The sequence below is a fragment of the Methylotuvimicrobium buryatense 5G genome, assembly GCF_000341735.1.
In the GTDB taxonomy this organism is placed as follows: Bacteria; Pseudomonadota; Gammaproteobacteria; order Methylococcales; family Methylomonadaceae; genus Methylotuvimicrobium; species Methylotuvimicrobium buryatense.
Genome location: NZ_KB455575.1, coordinates 3,181,589 through 3,196,397 on the forward strand (window position 1 = coordinate 3,181,589; position 14,809 = coordinate 3,196,397).

General features: G+C 48.1%; 14 protein-coding genes. 7 read left to right on the top strand and 7 right to left on the bottom strand.

The genetic code is table 11. The features are described 5' to 3' along the window. Positions 1 to 119: 119 nt before the first annotated feature. Positions 120 to 455, bottom strand: a complete 336-nt coding sequence (locus tag METBU_RS28175) for a hypothetical protein (RefSeq protein WP_235726416.1) — start codon at positions 453 to 455, stop codon at positions 120 to 122. Between the two features lie 52 nt (positions 456 to 507). Between METBU_RS28175 and METBU_RS0114335 the strand changes: the two genes are divergently transcribed. The 3 genes from METBU_RS0114335 (at position 508) to METBU_RS0114345 (ending at position 2,189) form a co-directional block, all read left to right on the top strand. Further along, on the top strand, positions 508 to 735 hold the full coding sequence (locus METBU_RS0114335) for a hypothetical protein (protein WP_017841291.1): 228 nt from the start codon (positions 508 to 510) through the stop codon (positions 733 to 735). A gap of 42 nt (positions 736 to 777) precedes the next feature. Next, positions 778 to 1,482 (top strand): hypothetical protein, encoded by a 705-nt coding sequence (locus METBU_RS0114340; RefSeq protein ID WP_017841292.1) that lies wholly within the window; start codon positions 778 to 780, stop codon positions 1,480 to 1,482. 353 nt (positions 1,483 to 1,835) lie between these two features. Next, a complete protein-coding gene (locus tag METBU_RS0114345) occupies positions 1,836 to 2,189 on the top strand; it encodes a hypothetical protein (protein ID WP_017841293.1) in 354 nt (117 codons plus the stop codon). Positions 2,190 to 2,335: 146 nt separating this feature from the next. On the opposite strand, the gene METBU_RS0114350 is transcribed toward METBU_RS0114345, so the two are convergent. The 3 genes from METBU_RS0114350 to METBU_RS0114360 form a co-directional block, all read right to left on the bottom strand. Beyond that, positions 2,336 to 3,565 carry an ISL3 family transposase gene (locus METBU_RS0114350; RefSeq protein WP_017841294.1) on the bottom strand — a complete coding sequence of 410 codons (1,230 nt, stop codon included), beginning with the start codon at positions 3,563 to 3,565 and terminating at the stop codon, positions 2,336 to 2,338. Positions 3,566 to 4,179: 614 nt separating this feature from the next. Continuing rightward, positions 4,180 to 5,268: an STAS-like domain-containing protein gene (locus METBU_RS0114355; protein WP_017841295.1), complete on the bottom strand. Its 1,089-nt coding sequence runs from the start codon at positions 5,266 to 5,268 to the stop codon at positions 4,180 to 4,182. Between the two features lie 360 nt (positions 5,269 to 5,628). Then, on the bottom strand, positions 5,629 to 6,792 hold the full coding sequence (locus METBU_RS0114360) for a tyrosine-type recombinase/integrase (RefSeq protein ID WP_017841296.1): 1,164 nt from the start codon (positions 6,790 to 6,792) through the stop codon (positions 5,629 to 5,631). Positions 6,793 to 7,128: 336 nt separating this feature from the next. Between METBU_RS0114360 and METBU_RS0114365 the strand changes: the two genes are divergently transcribed. The 3 genes from METBU_RS0114365 (at position 7,129) to METBU_RS0114375 (ending at position 11,087) form a co-directional block, all read left to right on the top strand. Beyond that, positions 7,129 to 9,750: a glycosyltransferase gene (locus METBU_RS0114365; protein WP_017841297.1), complete on the top strand. Its 2,622-nt coding sequence runs from the start codon at positions 7,129 to 7,131 to the stop codon at positions 9,748 to 9,750. A 511-nt stretch (positions 9,751 to 10,261) separates the two neighbouring features. Further along, entirely contained in the window at positions 10,262 to 10,582 is a 321-nt protein-coding gene (locus METBU_RS0114370) for a hypothetical protein (protein WP_017841298.1), read from the top strand. A gap of 322 nt (positions 10,583 to 10,904) precedes the next feature. Continuing rightward, complete coding sequence (locus METBU_RS0114375; RefSeq protein WP_014146695.1) at positions 10,905 to 11,087, top strand: PLDc N-terminal domain-containing protein; 183 nt, start codon at positions 10,905 to 10,907, stop codon at positions 11,085 to 11,087. A gap of 172 nt (positions 11,088 to 11,259) precedes the next feature. Here METBU_RS0114375 and METBU_RS0114380 read toward each other — a convergent pair whose 3' ends face one another. Both METBU_RS0114380 and aqpZ read right to left on the bottom strand, forming a co-directional pair. After that, on the bottom strand, positions 11,260 to 11,676 hold the full coding sequence (locus tag METBU_RS0114380; protein ID WP_017841299.1) for a lysozyme inhibitor LprI family protein: 417 nt from the start codon (positions 11,674 to 11,676) through the stop codon (positions 11,260 to 11,262). Positions 11,677 to 12,078: 402 nt separating this feature from the next. Beyond that, the gene (gene aqpZ, locus METBU_RS0114385) at positions 12,079 to 12,798 is read right to left on the bottom strand and encodes an aquaporin Z (protein ID WP_017841300.1); all 720 of its coding nucleotides are present in this window, start codon (positions 12,796 to 12,798) and stop codon (positions 12,079 to 12,081) included. A gap of 196 nt (positions 12,799 to 12,994) precedes the next feature. Here aqpZ and METBU_RS0114390 point away from each other — a divergent pair, with 196 nt between their 5' ends. Beyond that, on the top strand, positions 12,995 to 14,143 hold the full coding sequence (locus tag METBU_RS0114390) for a right-handed parallel beta-helix repeat-containing protein (protein WP_017841301.1): 1,149 nt from the start codon (positions 12,995 to 12,997) through the stop codon (positions 14,141 to 14,143). On the opposite strand, the gene METBU_RS0114395 is transcribed toward METBU_RS0114390, so the two are convergent. Continuing rightward, a complete protein-coding gene (locus METBU_RS0114395) occupies positions 14,138 to 14,794 on the bottom strand; it encodes a thiopurine S-methyltransferase (RefSeq protein ID WP_017841302.1) in 657 nt (218 codons plus the stop codon). The genes METBU_RS0114390 and METBU_RS0114395 overlap by 6 nt on opposite strands. Between the last annotated feature and the right edge of the window lie 15 nt (positions 14,795 to 14,809).

Here is a 14,809-nt window from a genome sequence, read left to right on the forward strand (position 1 = left end):
CGATCAGGATGCCTTTGGTTTCGATGTAGCGTTTGACGATCGTCCGGATCGTGTCCGGAGGCAACGGCTTGACCCCAATCTCGCGCATTTTCCACCACAGTTTCCGGACGCGGGCCTTTTCAGCCGATCACCTGGGCATGGTCGAAAATGGCCAGCCAGAAGGCCACCTGCGTCGGCGTCAAATTGGTCAGGTCGTCGACCGCGATCACCGGCTTGGCTTCGGCGACTTGCTTCAAGGCCGCCTCCCGTTCTTCCTTGACCGACGACAACGGAATGTTGATCTGCAGGCCGCCGAACACGGTGTAAGGATCGTCCCGGAACTCGGTGCCGCCGACACTGACCCGGCCGATGAACGACAACACGGCGTCGTCATCCCAGGCCGCTACCCGGAAAGGCAAGAATAAGGCTACAATAAAGACGATTCGCACGATCATGGATTCACTTTTATCATACAAAAGTGTAATTTTGTTTTAACTTAGTCTAGCTTTTGTAGCCGCAAAAGTGAATATGAATAGTAAAGAAGCCGAAATTTTATTTCAGGCGGGCGCTTTAGAGGCGCCCGTCACCCAAAAACACGCCTCCGGAGACGGCTGGACCGTCACGCTGGAAGGAAAGCATAAACTGAATCCGATGCTGGAGACCGCGCGCGGCCAGGTTCGCGTGTTCAAGCGCCTGGACGCGGCGGTGGGGGTGTTGTTTGATATCGGGCTTGGTGAAATCCATGTGATGCGATGAATCCTGTTGCTTAACCTTTCATTCTGCCCTTGGTAATCCACCATGACACATAAGAAATCAAAAAAATCCTCGCGCATCCCCCGCCAACGCCCTAAAGCAGACCGGCGCAATATCTATTTTGTCACCAATGAACCGGTGATCGACAAAAGTGACAACTTGACTCCCGAAATTACGCTCGCCTTAAATAAAATCTATGAAGAAATCGCCAACCACAGGCCGAAACCCGCCATTGCCGAACTGGAAGCGCTGCAGGTCAAGCACCCCGACGTGCCCAAGATAGACAATTTACTGGTTGCCGCGCACAGCATGCTGGGTTACCGCGATAAGGTCAATGAATTAGCGGAAACAGCCTACCGAAAATTTCCGAATTATCTATTCGCCAAGATTAACTATGCGCAAATGCTGTTGAGCCGGGGGGAATTCGATGCCGTTCCCGATATATTCGATCATAAATTCGACCTGATGCTGCTTTATCCTGAGAGGCGATTATTTCATGTCTCCGAACATACCGGTTTTATCAGCGTCCTATGTGCCTATTTCTGTTGCGTTGGCCGACAGGACATCGCCCAGGAGCTCTATGACAGCCTCCTGAAAATTACCCCGCAGTCGCCCATGACGGCCTACGCCCGCTCGTTTCTTAAGCCGAGTTTACGCCTACGGCTAATACTGTGGTTGCGGCGGCGAAACGCCCGAACGGACGACGACATACCGTCTCCGCCCACCTCGTCCTATCGTTTCGAGGCGTGAGCCTTTTGAAAGATGCGTAATTTGTAAAACCAAGCGCGCCAAGATTTTTCGCGAAAGCTGAAATGGGGCCCGTCCGATTTCAGCAGCGAAAAATGACTTGGCGATTATTGCCTTCGGCGGCCCCGATTCGCCCTGCGTCCGTGCCACTACGCCACATCATCGTATACTCGATGCGGCTCCGTAGCACTCCCACAAATGGCTTTACGCCGTGTCGCGATGCCTTGTATTTTGCCTCCGCCTGCGCTATTCGCGCAGAATCCGGCAAAACACCCGGCGCTACGGCTATCGGGGACTAAAAATCTTCACTTCGCTAACGCTCCGTTTCCAAGATTTTCAGCGAAGGTAGGTAAACAATGAGCGATATTCCAAATCACTGGGCGCAAGACTGGGCGTTTTTTAAATCCGGCGGCAAGGGCTTCGTCCCGAACGAAGACGATCCGGAGTTGATCGAATGGGTTAAAGGTTTCGGAGCGGCTATGGCCGATTACGACTTGGCAGGCGAATATCCGAGCCTTCAAACCGCCCTACTCGATCACGGCATTGATGCCGATTTGCTCGCGGAATGTTTAAAAGCGGCCGAAAGAATCCTCGCGGAACCGGAATTCAACCGCTGGCCATCGGTGCCGGTGCGGGGCTATGGCGAAGGGAATCTTCGGGCGGGGCCGTTTGTGGTGGTTTTGCCGGATGCGGCGAATGATGATCATTAGGCGGGTAACGGCCATTATGTCAAGTTTCCTTTTATGCACAGTTTCTTAGTTTCGAATAGCTGACATCAGGAATTAAGCGGATTGAGCAAAGCAGCCAGATAAAAAACTGGTCATAATTTTTGCAAACTTCAGGAATAGATTTGGCTCTATGTGAAATACAGTGGGTAATAAAATTTCAACTTTCCACATAGGAAGTAAATCATATTAATGAAATTGTTGATGTTGCGATAGCCTCTGGCTCGCCGTTTAGCCAGCTGAATCTTACTATTGATGCCTTCAAGAATGCCGTTACTAATGAGTGATTCCACGAAATGCACAATTCCCGACCAATGTCCTCGAACTGTGTTGGCGAACTTGATAAACGCTGGAATTTTGGCTGCGTCCACCTCATCGCACCATTGCCTCAAAAAAGCCTCCGCTGTCGGTTTGTCGGGCATTTCCCAGAGATCATTGAATAGCACTTTTAAGCGGTAAGCTTCGCCCAGCGTGGGGTACAGTTGTATCAGTTCATCCAGCTCTTTTTCTTTTTTGTCGGATAGGTTTTCCCGGTTCTTTAGAAAAGTGTATTTGTGGCCTTTCAGAGCATCATGCTCTTTGCGTTCGGCAATGCGCACCTGATTCATGGCCTCGTTCAATAATTTCACAACATGGAATCGGTCAAAGGTAATTTGTGCAGACGGGAATGATTCGGCAGCACCGGCAATAAATGACGGTGACAAATCCATGCTGATTTGCTCCACCTGTTCTTTATCAACACCTTTATCTTCAAGGTGTTGCTGAATACTTTGCAGCGTTGCCTTACCCTTACCTTCGGTGACATGAATTACGCGGGCTTCATCCAAATCAACGCCCAGCGTAACGTAATGATGGCCTTTTTTGGTCGAGGTTTCATCGACGCCCAGCTTGGTTATCATGCTCGGATCATCGGCTGCTTTTGCCTTGCTAATCCAGTGATTAAAGATAGTCCAGATGCGCTGTGGATTGACCTTCAGTATCTCGGCGACTCGGTTGACCGGCATTTCCCGCTCAATCAAGGCTAGCGCTAAGGCTTCGAATAACAGGGTAAAACCACTGCCTGGCCGTGCCCAAGGAACGTCAACAGTACGGACTTTGCCATCGGTCGTGGTAATGCGCGGCACCGCACAATGGAGGTAACAGGTGTGTTCAAAAAAGCTCAAATGTTGCCATTGCCGCTCTACGGTATCATGCACTGGACAGAGGTTATTCGCGTCGTCTAAGAAGCGCGAGCCAGTCACGAAATCGATATGCAGATGAAGTTCGCTACGGGCCAATTCATCTGTAGAAAAGGTCACAGCTTTGACCTGCCAAGGAGGTTGCAGGCCTAAAGCCATGCTGAATAAAGTTTCACTGTTCATGGCTATATTATTGCATTACCCACTACGAATCACATAGAGCCATAGATTTTCGTTGTTCAATTCAGAAAAAGGCCTTCAACACAACAGATAGCTTTTTTCTACTTAAATTAGTTCCCAACAGGAAAACAATCATGCGGAATTTATCCGTCATGTCGATAAAAAGTGATAATTCGAAAGGGTCTGATGACATCGACTGGAATAAGCGCTGATATTGCTCCCTTTTGGTGTATTTGAATCCTTGTTTCAATTCATGGAAATTATGCAAAGATTGCGAGCGAGGTAGAGGCATTAAAGCCAGCTTACATCATGGTTGCGCCAAAGCCGCTGCACATAAAAGGAAACTTCACATAATGGCCGTTATGCAAAGCTTTGCATAACGGCCACAACCTGCCGGACGAGTTTGATTTTGGAATGGCAGCTTTATGTCATAACGCGCTTATTTTTAGGCAGAACTAACTAGGCGAAAGACACAAAACCAATCTACAAACCGACTGCGGTCGGCGTTAGGTCAAGAAAACATACCCAAACCCAAGTAAGCGCACGAAACAAACAACCCAACCTGAAAAAACACGGTAGCAATTGTTGATGCGATTCTGAAATGCCCTGACTCAACGTCATTTCCTCTTAACTTGGTCAATAGTATCTGCCTGACTGACTGGATGATTTGCTTGCCTCGACGCAATAGCCCTAGAAACCATCTTATCAACGTTGGGTTCCATGTTATCGGGCAGTAATGTTATTTCTGGATGAGATTGTGCGTAGACACGGAAAATTTCATCGGCAAAAGCTTGGCCGATAGCCAACACACCCTCAAAGTCAAAAATAACGTAATGAAAGCGTTCTAACCGTGCCAGTAATCGTTTCGCTTGCGACCTGGATACAAGTTTTTCATTACCGTATTGGGCTAAGCGCACAGGAATGATGGTTTTGTTGAATTGAAATTCGTCGGGTCCGGCATAGTCGTCGAACACCGCTTGAATCTGGCGCGTCGAATCCCGATTAATAAGCATATAGACCACTGTACCGTCTTTATCTCTAGAAATAGACGACTCGAGAATAAAATCGAAATCGAATGTGTCGTCGTGACTAAACCTGATTCCACACGATTCGATTTCAAACTCGTCGAAGACTCTCGATGTAAAGAAAATGCCTTCGCCGGTATGATTGTCGGGATCGGTGGTCAGCTTGCCTTTGGACAATTCGAATAGGGCTTGTCGTTCGTCACTTAAATCGCACAGCCGTTTAATTTTCCTAAAAATACCTTCACCGTCGTCAACGACAGCGATGACTATTTTTTCTTTGTCCCGTACAACGGATATATAAACTTGTTCTCCGCCCGAGTGGTCGATGACGTTATTGACCATTTCGGTAAAACCGTAATGGCATATGTCGACGATGTTTTCAGGCAAACCGTCAAATACGAAAGCGTAATAATCTCGCCAGACGCTATCCTCTGTGAAGCCTTCGGTCAGAGGAAATAGAGACTTATATTGTCTTAAGTCGCCAAGAAAATATCTTTTTCCTTTACCGGTGCCGCTCGAGTTTAACCAGCCTTCGGTTTCTAAGCGTTTTATGTGGTTGTTGACTGCTTGTGCGCTTATCGAGAAGATAGTTGCAATATGTTTTGCAATATCAATGGGATGATGCCTGACGTCCCTAATAATTTGGCGTCGAATTTGCTCACCGCGCTCTTTGTTGCTCATACTTTATCCTTTAAGAAAACAGTTTTCTTAAAGGATAAATCGATTTTTCTTAAAGGGCAAGAGCCCGATATAGACTGATTGCACGGTTTCTTGTTATCTAGCGAACGTCTGCTGCTTGCCAATGGCCAGTCAACCAAACAATTTCTGTCAAAGACGGCTTTGGGTCAATACCGACCATACGATTTAATTATCGCTAAAAACCCATATTTCGGACAAAAAAATGCGGTCAACGAGCCGCGCATTATAAATAGGAGTAATTATTCAGATCCCCATGCGGCATTTGGGTACTTTTTTCATCCAGGCTTTCGTATGGCACTCAATAAATCATCCGGATTTCTTGGAAGGTTTCGGTCAATAGTTTTAAGCGCTGTTTTTTGCCGCATTCAACATGGCTGCTGTTGCACGATTGACCGACTCTCTGACGGGGTCGAGATCGAGCCGCGCATAAATCGCGGTGGATTGGGTGCTCTTATGATTGAGGCTTTTGCCAATCGTCAACAGACTGGCTCCGGTTTTCGCTTGCCAACTGCCTAACGTGCGGCGTAAATCATGAATGCGTAAATCGGAGAGGCCTGCGCGTTCAAGCAATCGTTGCCAAGCTTTTTTGGGTTCTACCAAATGACCTGTCTTACCTGTACCGGGAAAAACCCACTCGCTCTGAGCGCTGAGTTTTCTGTTTGCTAAAATATCAATGACCTCGGGTGATAGGGTTACTGTTTGAGCGGAATTGCTCTTGGTAATGATTCGCCATTCGCCTCGTTCTAAATGAATTTCATCCCAGCGCATCGCTAGAACGTTTGATTTCCTAACACCAGTCAACAAAGCCAATAGAAAATAATCCCTCATGTCAGGATTTTCTTCTTTAGCCAAGGCATCGAAAAATCGCGGAAGCTCGTCGGGGTATAAAAATCGATCCCGCTCGTTTTCAGGATATTTTTTAATTTTTTCAGCGGGATTTGTGACCTTGTATGAGCGTTCCAGAATTCCAAAATTGTAAAGGCTTGATACTAAAGCCATCGTTCGATTAGCGGTAGTGGGCCGGTCTTTGCCCAGCTTTTTGTGCAGGGCAGACATTTCTGCAGAAGCGATTTTGGATAATTTGCGTTTGGACCAAGGTTCCAAATAGCAAGTAAACGATTTACGGTATTCTTGAACGGTTTTGGGCGACAAGTGCTGGCCTTTTTTATTGCGCTTATGCTCGATAAAATCGTAGAATAACTCCAACAGCGTAGGTTCTGCTTTTTGAAGCTTTAACGGTTCATTCGGATTTTCACCATTTTCGACCGCTGCGTTTAATTGGGCAGCTTTACTGCGAGCCTGCTCCACCGTCATTGCCGGAAATCGGCCTAAAGTAATGCGTTCCGGTTTTGAGGCACCTTTGATCCAACGATAAAAACAGAATGTTTTGGTGCCTGCAGAAGATACCCTCAATAGCAGCCCCTTGGCTTGCTTATCATGAAATTCGAATCGCTGTCCTTCAGATGGCAGGGGTATCGCCTCGATCCTGCCTTTAGAAAAATTCATTGTGTTTTTGCCATAGCTCCGGCTCCGTTCCGTTTTTGGGGTTAGGATTCTGGGTTAGGTATGGGTTAGGGTTTTAGTCGACTTTGAGGGAAAATAATAGAAAAGAATGGTTTTGCGTAATTTCATATATTATTGTTTTATATAAAATAAACGACTTATGGAGAACCCGGGAGAATATAGGACTTACTAATTCGTAATCAGTAGGTCGCGGGTTCGAATCCCGCCATTGGCTCCAATTAAAAAAAGGGTTTGGTCGTCTTTGACCGGGCCCTTTTTTATTCCGATGTATCCATCCAATACTTTCCTATTCTTGCTTGTCCCGGAGCTTATCACTGAATGAAAACTAAAATCCTCACTTTATTGATTTTACCTTTATTGGTTTGGGTCAATTTAAGCATCTGGAACTATCTGAATTATCCACTCAAGATGCAATCTTGGGATAAAGTCATGAAAGGGATAACTTACAGCCCGATGCGGAGGGATTTCGACCCCGGGAACAGCAGCCCTCCTACCCAAGTTCAAATCGAGGACGACCTAAAGCTGCTTGCCGGCAAAGTTCATGCGGTAAGAACCTATAGCGCTCTGGAAGGGTTGGAATTCGTTCCCGAACTGGCGGAAAAATACGACCTGAACGTAACGATGGGCGCATGGATCGACGCCGATCTCGACAAAAACCGGCGCGAAATTGACAGCTTGATCGAGCTCAGCAACCAAAATTCGCCGACAATCGTACGCTTATTGGTCGGTAATGAGGTGTTGTTGCGTAAAGATATCGCACCCGATCAATTGATCGCTTATATCCGTGAAGTGAAAGCACGCACTTGGCGTCCGGTCAGCACATCGGAAACGTGGGACATGTGGTTGGCGCATCCCGAACTGGCCGAAGAAGTCGATTTCATCGCTCTGCATATATTGCCGTACTGGGAAGGCTTGTCGATCGATGCAGCTGTCGATTACGTGTTCTACCGCTTCAATGCGATGCGCGAAGCATTTCCGAATAAACCTATTATCATAACCGAAGTCGGCTGGCCTTCCGACGGACAACCTTTTAAAAACGCCACCGCATCGCTGGCGAATCAAGCCCAGTTTTTAAGACAATTTCTCAACCGCGCGACCGAGCAAAAAATCACCTACTACATCATTGAAGCCTTCGACCAACCCTGGAAAGTGGAACTTGAAGGCTCGGCCGGGGCCTATTGGGGAATATTCAACGCCGATCGAGAATTAAAATTTCCGATGAAAGGCGATGTCACGCCGATGCCGGATTGGCAAGCCTGGGCGACCGGCGCCGCTGTTTTAAGCATCTTTTTGATGGCTTTGTTTCTATTCAGCCGCCACCGAAGATTGAAGTTGCCCGGCAAGATTTTCTTCGGCATCGTCGCAAATTTGGCCGCATCGGTCATTCTATGGTCCGCGGCGGTAGCGGCCCAGCAATATCAAACTGGGGTCTCATTGGTATTCTGGACTCTGCTGTTGCTAATGCAGGCAATGGCTGTCGTTATTCTGTTGACCGAAAGCATGGAAATCGCCGAAGTGCTGTGGCACCGCAAAGGCAAGCGCACGTTTAAACCGCTACAACCACCGGCCGGCTTCACATTTCCCAAAGTGTCGGTACATCTGCCGATTCACAACGAACCGCCGGAAATGGTACGCGAAACGCTCGAGGCATTGGCGCGTGTCGATTATCCGAATCTTGAGGTGTTGGTACTCGACAACAATACCAAAGACCCGGCCGTTTGGGAGCCGGTACAAAAAGATTGCGAACGGCTTGGCGGCGTATTCAAATTTTTCCACCTGGAAAACTGGCCGGGCTTCAAGGCGGGCGCGATCAACTTCGGACTGGAACAAACCGCCTCCGATGCCGATATTATCGCCGTGATCGATAGCGATTACATCATCTCGCCCGATTGGCTGAAATCGATGGTGCCTTATTTCGAGGACGAAAAAGTCGGTTTCGTCCAGTCACCCCAAGATTATCGCGATCGAGGCCTCAGCACATTCAAGTCGATGTGTTACTGGGAATATGCCGGATTTTTCAATATCGGCATGGTACAACGCAACGAATACAACGCAATCATACAGCACGGCACCATGACAATGATTCGCAAATCTGCGTTGCTCGAAGTGGGCCGTTGGGGAGAGTGGTGTATTTGCGAGGACAGCGAATTAGGCTTACGCCTTTACGAAGCCGGGTACGATTCGGTCTATTGCAAGGACTCGTTCGGACAGGGGCTCATGCCGGATACGTTTTCGGGTTACATGACACAGCGATTCCGCTGGGTGTACGGAGCGATGCAAATCATCAAACATCATTGGCGGCAATTTTTGCCCGGCAAACAATCCACACTGACCACCGCGCAACGCTATTATTTCATCGCCGGTTGGCTGCCTTGGTTTTCCGATGCGTTGGCGTTACTTTTGACGATTGCCAGCTTGATCATGACGACATTGCTGGTCGCCGATCCGCTACGCAGCGAATTACCGGTCAACGCCTTGTTGCTGCCGACCATCGGTTTGTTCTGCTTCAAAATTTTCCGTACGCTATGGTTATACAAGGCCCGCGTTAACTGTTCGACTCTGCAATCGCTCGGAGCCGCGCTGTCCGGCTTATCCTTAACGCATACCGTCGCTAAAGGCACGCTTCAGGGCTTGTTTACCTCCGGCAAACCGTTCATGCGTACGCCGAAACTCGAAAAGCAAGGCCCTTTCATCGCGGGCCTCGCGACGATCTGGCAAGAGCTCTTGTTGCTGACCTTACTCGGTTTGGCGATTTATTCGATGTCATCAATCGATCACTTCGATAATTTGAGCGGCCGCCTCTGGGTTGCCGTACTCTCGGTGCAAACGGTGCCCTATATAGCGACATTTCTGACCTTGTTATTCAGTATCGCGCCCAATTATTATCCCGGATCGGAAACACAAGCCATCAAGGGTCCGCAAGATAAGGAGTTGTTGTAACCTAAATTCGGCAGTTTAACCATGAAGCGCATGAAGTTTTTTAAAGGCTTGTCCTAAAATTTTGGATATCCTTTTAGGGAACAAAAATGATTTACATAGGCAAAAAAGCCAATGGATTAACTTTTTATTCTTCATGATCTTTATGGTGAAATGCTTTTTCTAGGTTGTAGGATATCAATTACCAGACCGTGCTCGGCTTTCTGCCCTCGCGCCGCCGGACTTTTTTGAGAATCTTCGCGCTCTAATGCATTATTTTCCTTTCGACGACTGGGATCATTTGCTGCGGTTTATGCTTAAAGAGCTCAACGGCGCAATTCCTGGTTTCAGGTATGGTTATAAAATGAGAATGGGTATGTAGGATTTGAAGTATACCTGTCGAGGGGCGCCGTGAAACCATCCATGGGGGCTTAATTGCAGACCCTGCTACCTGACTAAGCCGTCCCTGTAAATATGCGAACTATAAACCCGGGATTATTTTTAAAATCAATAGGCTCAACAAAAAGACTGCTTTATGAGAACATTTAAAACATTAGCCATCATTATGATGTTGTCTTTGGCGTCACCGAGCTTCGCACAAAAGCGTATCGACGAACCCGACGGTCATGATGTTTTGCTCGACGTTATCTTGTTGCGCCCAATCGGCTTTGTCGGCTTAATCGCGGGAACCGTATCGTTTATAGCAACCAGTCCTTTTACGGCCATTGCCACAATACCGAAACCGCATGATGCATTTTCGAAAATGGCGAAGTTCTTAATCGTTAAGCCGGCAAAATACACCTTCGTCAGACAGGCGGGTGATCTCGATTACGAACAAGGATTTCGCGGCAAATAACTTTTCGCTCCTTCCCAAACTCCGGCCTCCCGAGCCCTGCCAGCTAGCCCGACCGATTGAACTTGGTAGCTGTAACCGCTGCAAGCGAAGGAACATTAGCTTCTTTTTCGCTTGTACAGCGAAGCTAGAGCTTCACTCATCCTGAAAACCGGGGTAAGGCCTGACCCCGATCTCGTGTGTGACCGACATTTCCATGATCCAATTTGATGCAAACTGAGCAATGTACGTTACCGTACAGAACTTATCTATTTTTTAAGCGTAAAGTCTAAAGCTGATGAGGCAAAATAGTTTATTCATTAAACACAAACCTGTTAGGGGACTTATGGATATTGAAGTAGGCGGTTTTCTGGGTCTTATTGTGCTTGTACTGAACATCTGGGCCATAATTAGCATTGTAAAAAGTGGTGCTTCAACTGGATCGCAAGTTTTATGGGTGATTTTGATTTTACTGCTGCCCGTTGTCGGTCTGATACTTTGGTGGTTTGCCGGACCGAAAGGGGGTTAACCGACTTGTCGAAGGAAGATAGACGCTGTCAACGCAGTAAGCCGCAATTCGGTTAAAGGGGCTCTTGATAAGTATGTTCTGCATTCGGCGTTATTCATTAAACCTTAACCACTCAAGCCTAGAGGCTCGCAGGAAACAGAGCCGTCGTCAGTGCATTATAAATGTTGTTTCGTCATTTTGGAGGTTCCGGCAATACAGGCGGCGTAATATCAATGTAGGTTAAGAAGCTTTCCCAAAGCTCGTGGGTTCTTTGTTGCGTAAGCCTGGCTTTACACAAAATCGCCATATTACTCCGAATGCTGCCATCACGCCATTTCGTAAAAACCGCGTTGCAATGCGCCTCCCGGTAGGCTTTCCATTGCTCTTGAGACGAAGCTATCGCATCAATGAGTTTGAAGTCATCGGCATAATGCTGGCTGCTTGCGTTTAGATACTTAGCCAATTCGATTTCAGCACGTTCAAGATCGATCATCGCGCAATGACTAACTTCGATAGTGGTCATCGCCTGATCACAATCGATTGGATCATCAGACGCAGTCACTGATAACGAAAACGCGACCAAGGCCGCGCCAAAAAACTGATTATTCATTGCTTGAACCCTAAAAATCGTTGTTGTTTATTTGCAGAAAAAAGGGGTCAGGTTGATTTTTAGATTTATCTGACCCCCCATAAGCGCCAACTTAAGGAAGGAACGCGTCATTCCGCCAGGAATTGGCGGAATCCAGGGCCAAGGATGGCAATGCGTAGCACCACATCCATGTAACATGGATATCAACACCCCATACCGATATGATGAATAAAGCCATAAACGCACCGCTAAGTTAGCGCTTATGATCTGCCCTCCCCCTTTACCGACCCCCTTTTTCCTTTTTATGGACTTGATTTATCTTTATAGAAATATTGCCGTCCTTGGCATTCTAGGTTTTTTATCAAGAAAGACCGGAGTTTTCGATACTATTCATTGATAGCCCACTGCTTACAGTAACTCAACTCATGAATTGTCTTCAGAATCGGCGGTTTTTTCACAACCAAGCCAGCGGTAGACCAATCCGGCAAGGCCCGCGCCAATGATGGGCGCAACCCAGAACAACCAGAGTTGCGCGACCGCCCAATCGCCTACAAAAATAGCGACTGCGGTACTGCGAGCCGGATTGACCGAGGTATTCGTAACCGGGATGCTGATTAGATGGATGAGCGTGAGACCCAACCCGATTGCAATCGGAGCAAAGCCTGCCGGCGCCCGTCTATCGGTTGCACCGAGAATGATGATCAGAAACATGAAAGTCATGACTATTTCGGTAGTCAATGCTGACGCCAAACTATAGCCGCCGGGCGAATGCTCCCCATAACCGTTCGAAGCGAACCCACCGCTTACATCGAATCCCGCTTTACCTGTCGCGATAATATAGAGCACGACCGCCCCGAAAATTCCGCCTAACACTTGCGCGGCGATATACGGCCCGAGTTCTCCGGCCGAGAAGCGTCCGCCGGACCACAGGCCGATCGAAACGGCGGGATTAAGGTGACAGCCTGAAATATGACCGATGGCATAGGCCATGGTCAATACTGTTAAACCGAAAGCAAAGGAAACACCGGTAAGACCGATGCCTACTTCGGGAAAAGCTGCGGCAAGCACTGCGCTCCCGCAACCGCCGAGAACCAGCCAGAACGTACCGATGAATTCGGCGCCTAATTTTTTTGATAGTGTCATGATTAAATCTCCCCGGACTGCTTAAAAGCTTATTGTTAATATTGTTATGAGTCCTACTACTTCAAGATACTTGCCGCGGATTTTCTCCTATGTGAACGAGTTGGAAGAAATATAGCAAAGTTTATGTTAGCGGACTTGTAAAATTAACGCATCGAGTACGAAAATATCGTGTGGCCACTAACAAATAGCAAGCATCATGAAAATATTCATTCCGACCATTTTTGCCTTGCTGCTCTGCTGCCCCGCCCTCAGCGCCACGTTGTCGGTCGGCCCAGAGCGTGTCTTGAAACGGCCCAGCGATGCGGCAAGAATCGCCAAGAGCGGAGACACGGTGGTCATCGATGCCGGCGACTATTCGGGCGATGTCGCAGTTTGGCGGCAACATCGGCTAACATTACGCGGCTCCGACAAGCGGGCGCGTCTTCAGGCCAACGGAAAGTCCGCCGAAGGCAAAGCCATTTGGGTCATCAAGGGTAATAATGTCGTTGTCGAGAATATCGAATTTTCCGGCGCGGCTGTCGCAAGTTTAAATGGAGCCGGCATACGCTTTGAAGGCACGCATTTGACGGTTCGCAATGCGCATTTTCATGATAATCAAATGGGGATTTTAACCGGCTCGAATCCGCGTAGCGATATCTTGATCGAAGGATCCGAGTTCAATGACAATACGGTCGATTACCACCGGCACGGCAAGCTTGGACACAATATTTATATCGGCGCTATTCGCCGCTTTACACTGCGCAATTGTTACGTTCACGACGCCCAAACCGGACATAATGTTAAATCGCGGGCGCAGGAAAATTATCTGCTTTACAACCGCATTACCGACGAGCACGGCGCGTCGAGTTATTTGATCGATCTACCGAACGGCGGCGATGCTTTCATTATCGGCAATGTGCTGCGGCAAAGCCCCGGCTCTGATAATTGGACGGCCATTGCCTATGCCGGCGAATATAACCGGAGCAATCCGGATCAAAACCTCTATGCGGTGAACAATACTTTCGTCAACGATCGCAGCAGAGGCGTGTTCATTCACAATCACGGAAACGCCGAAGTGGTATCGATCAATAATTTACTGGTCGGTAACGTTATTCCGCTGCAAGGATCCGGGCGGCAACGCCATAACCTGAGGACTGAGGGTGGCGGTTTTGTCGATCGTGACGCTTTCAATTATCGCCTTTTGCCCGGCTCTCCCGCGATAGGAAGAGGCACCGCTCCGGGCATGAGCTCTAGCGGCGTTTCGCTTCGTCCGGAATTTCAATATCGCCATCCGCTGAGCCGAGAAAAGCGTCGGGAACGAGACCCGATCGATATCGGCGCTTTTGCATTTGACGGTGGATTATAAAACCGTCAAGACATAAACTTGTTCTTGCAAACGACTTAGGCCTCTTTCCCGAAAGCGAGGCTCTTTAGACAATATGTCTTCGGTGTGCAGTAAATCGATCCGGCACCAATCTCGATATAGCATTTCTACTTCTTGGTATTGCACGCTGAACGGCGGCCCGTCCATTTCTTGCTGCGGATAATCGAATGCTACTAATAATATTTTCGTTCCGGTTTTAAGCAAGCGTTTCATATGCGCCGCATAATCCGCGCGCATCTCCGGCGGCAACGCAACGAGCGAGGCCCGATCATAAACGGCATCAACACCCGTTAAATCGTCCTCTCTCAGGTGAAAAAAATCGCCGCAATAAATGCACAGATCATCGTTTTCCCACACTTCGAATTTGTCTTTATGCCCTGCGGTTGCCGGTACTTTGTTCTCGGTGAAAAACGCGTTGACCGCCAAGGGACTCAATTCGACGCCGATGACTCGATAGTTTTGCGCGAGCAGCCACAGCATATCGTTACTCTTTCCGCACAACGGCACGAAGACCCGGCTTCCCGCTTCGATATGCAATGCCGGCCAATATTGTTCTAAATGCGGATTGATGCTTTCACTATGAAAACCGATCTGATTTTGTTGCCAGCGTTCAAGCCAGAATTCTTGATGCATAGTTTCTCACGCTAT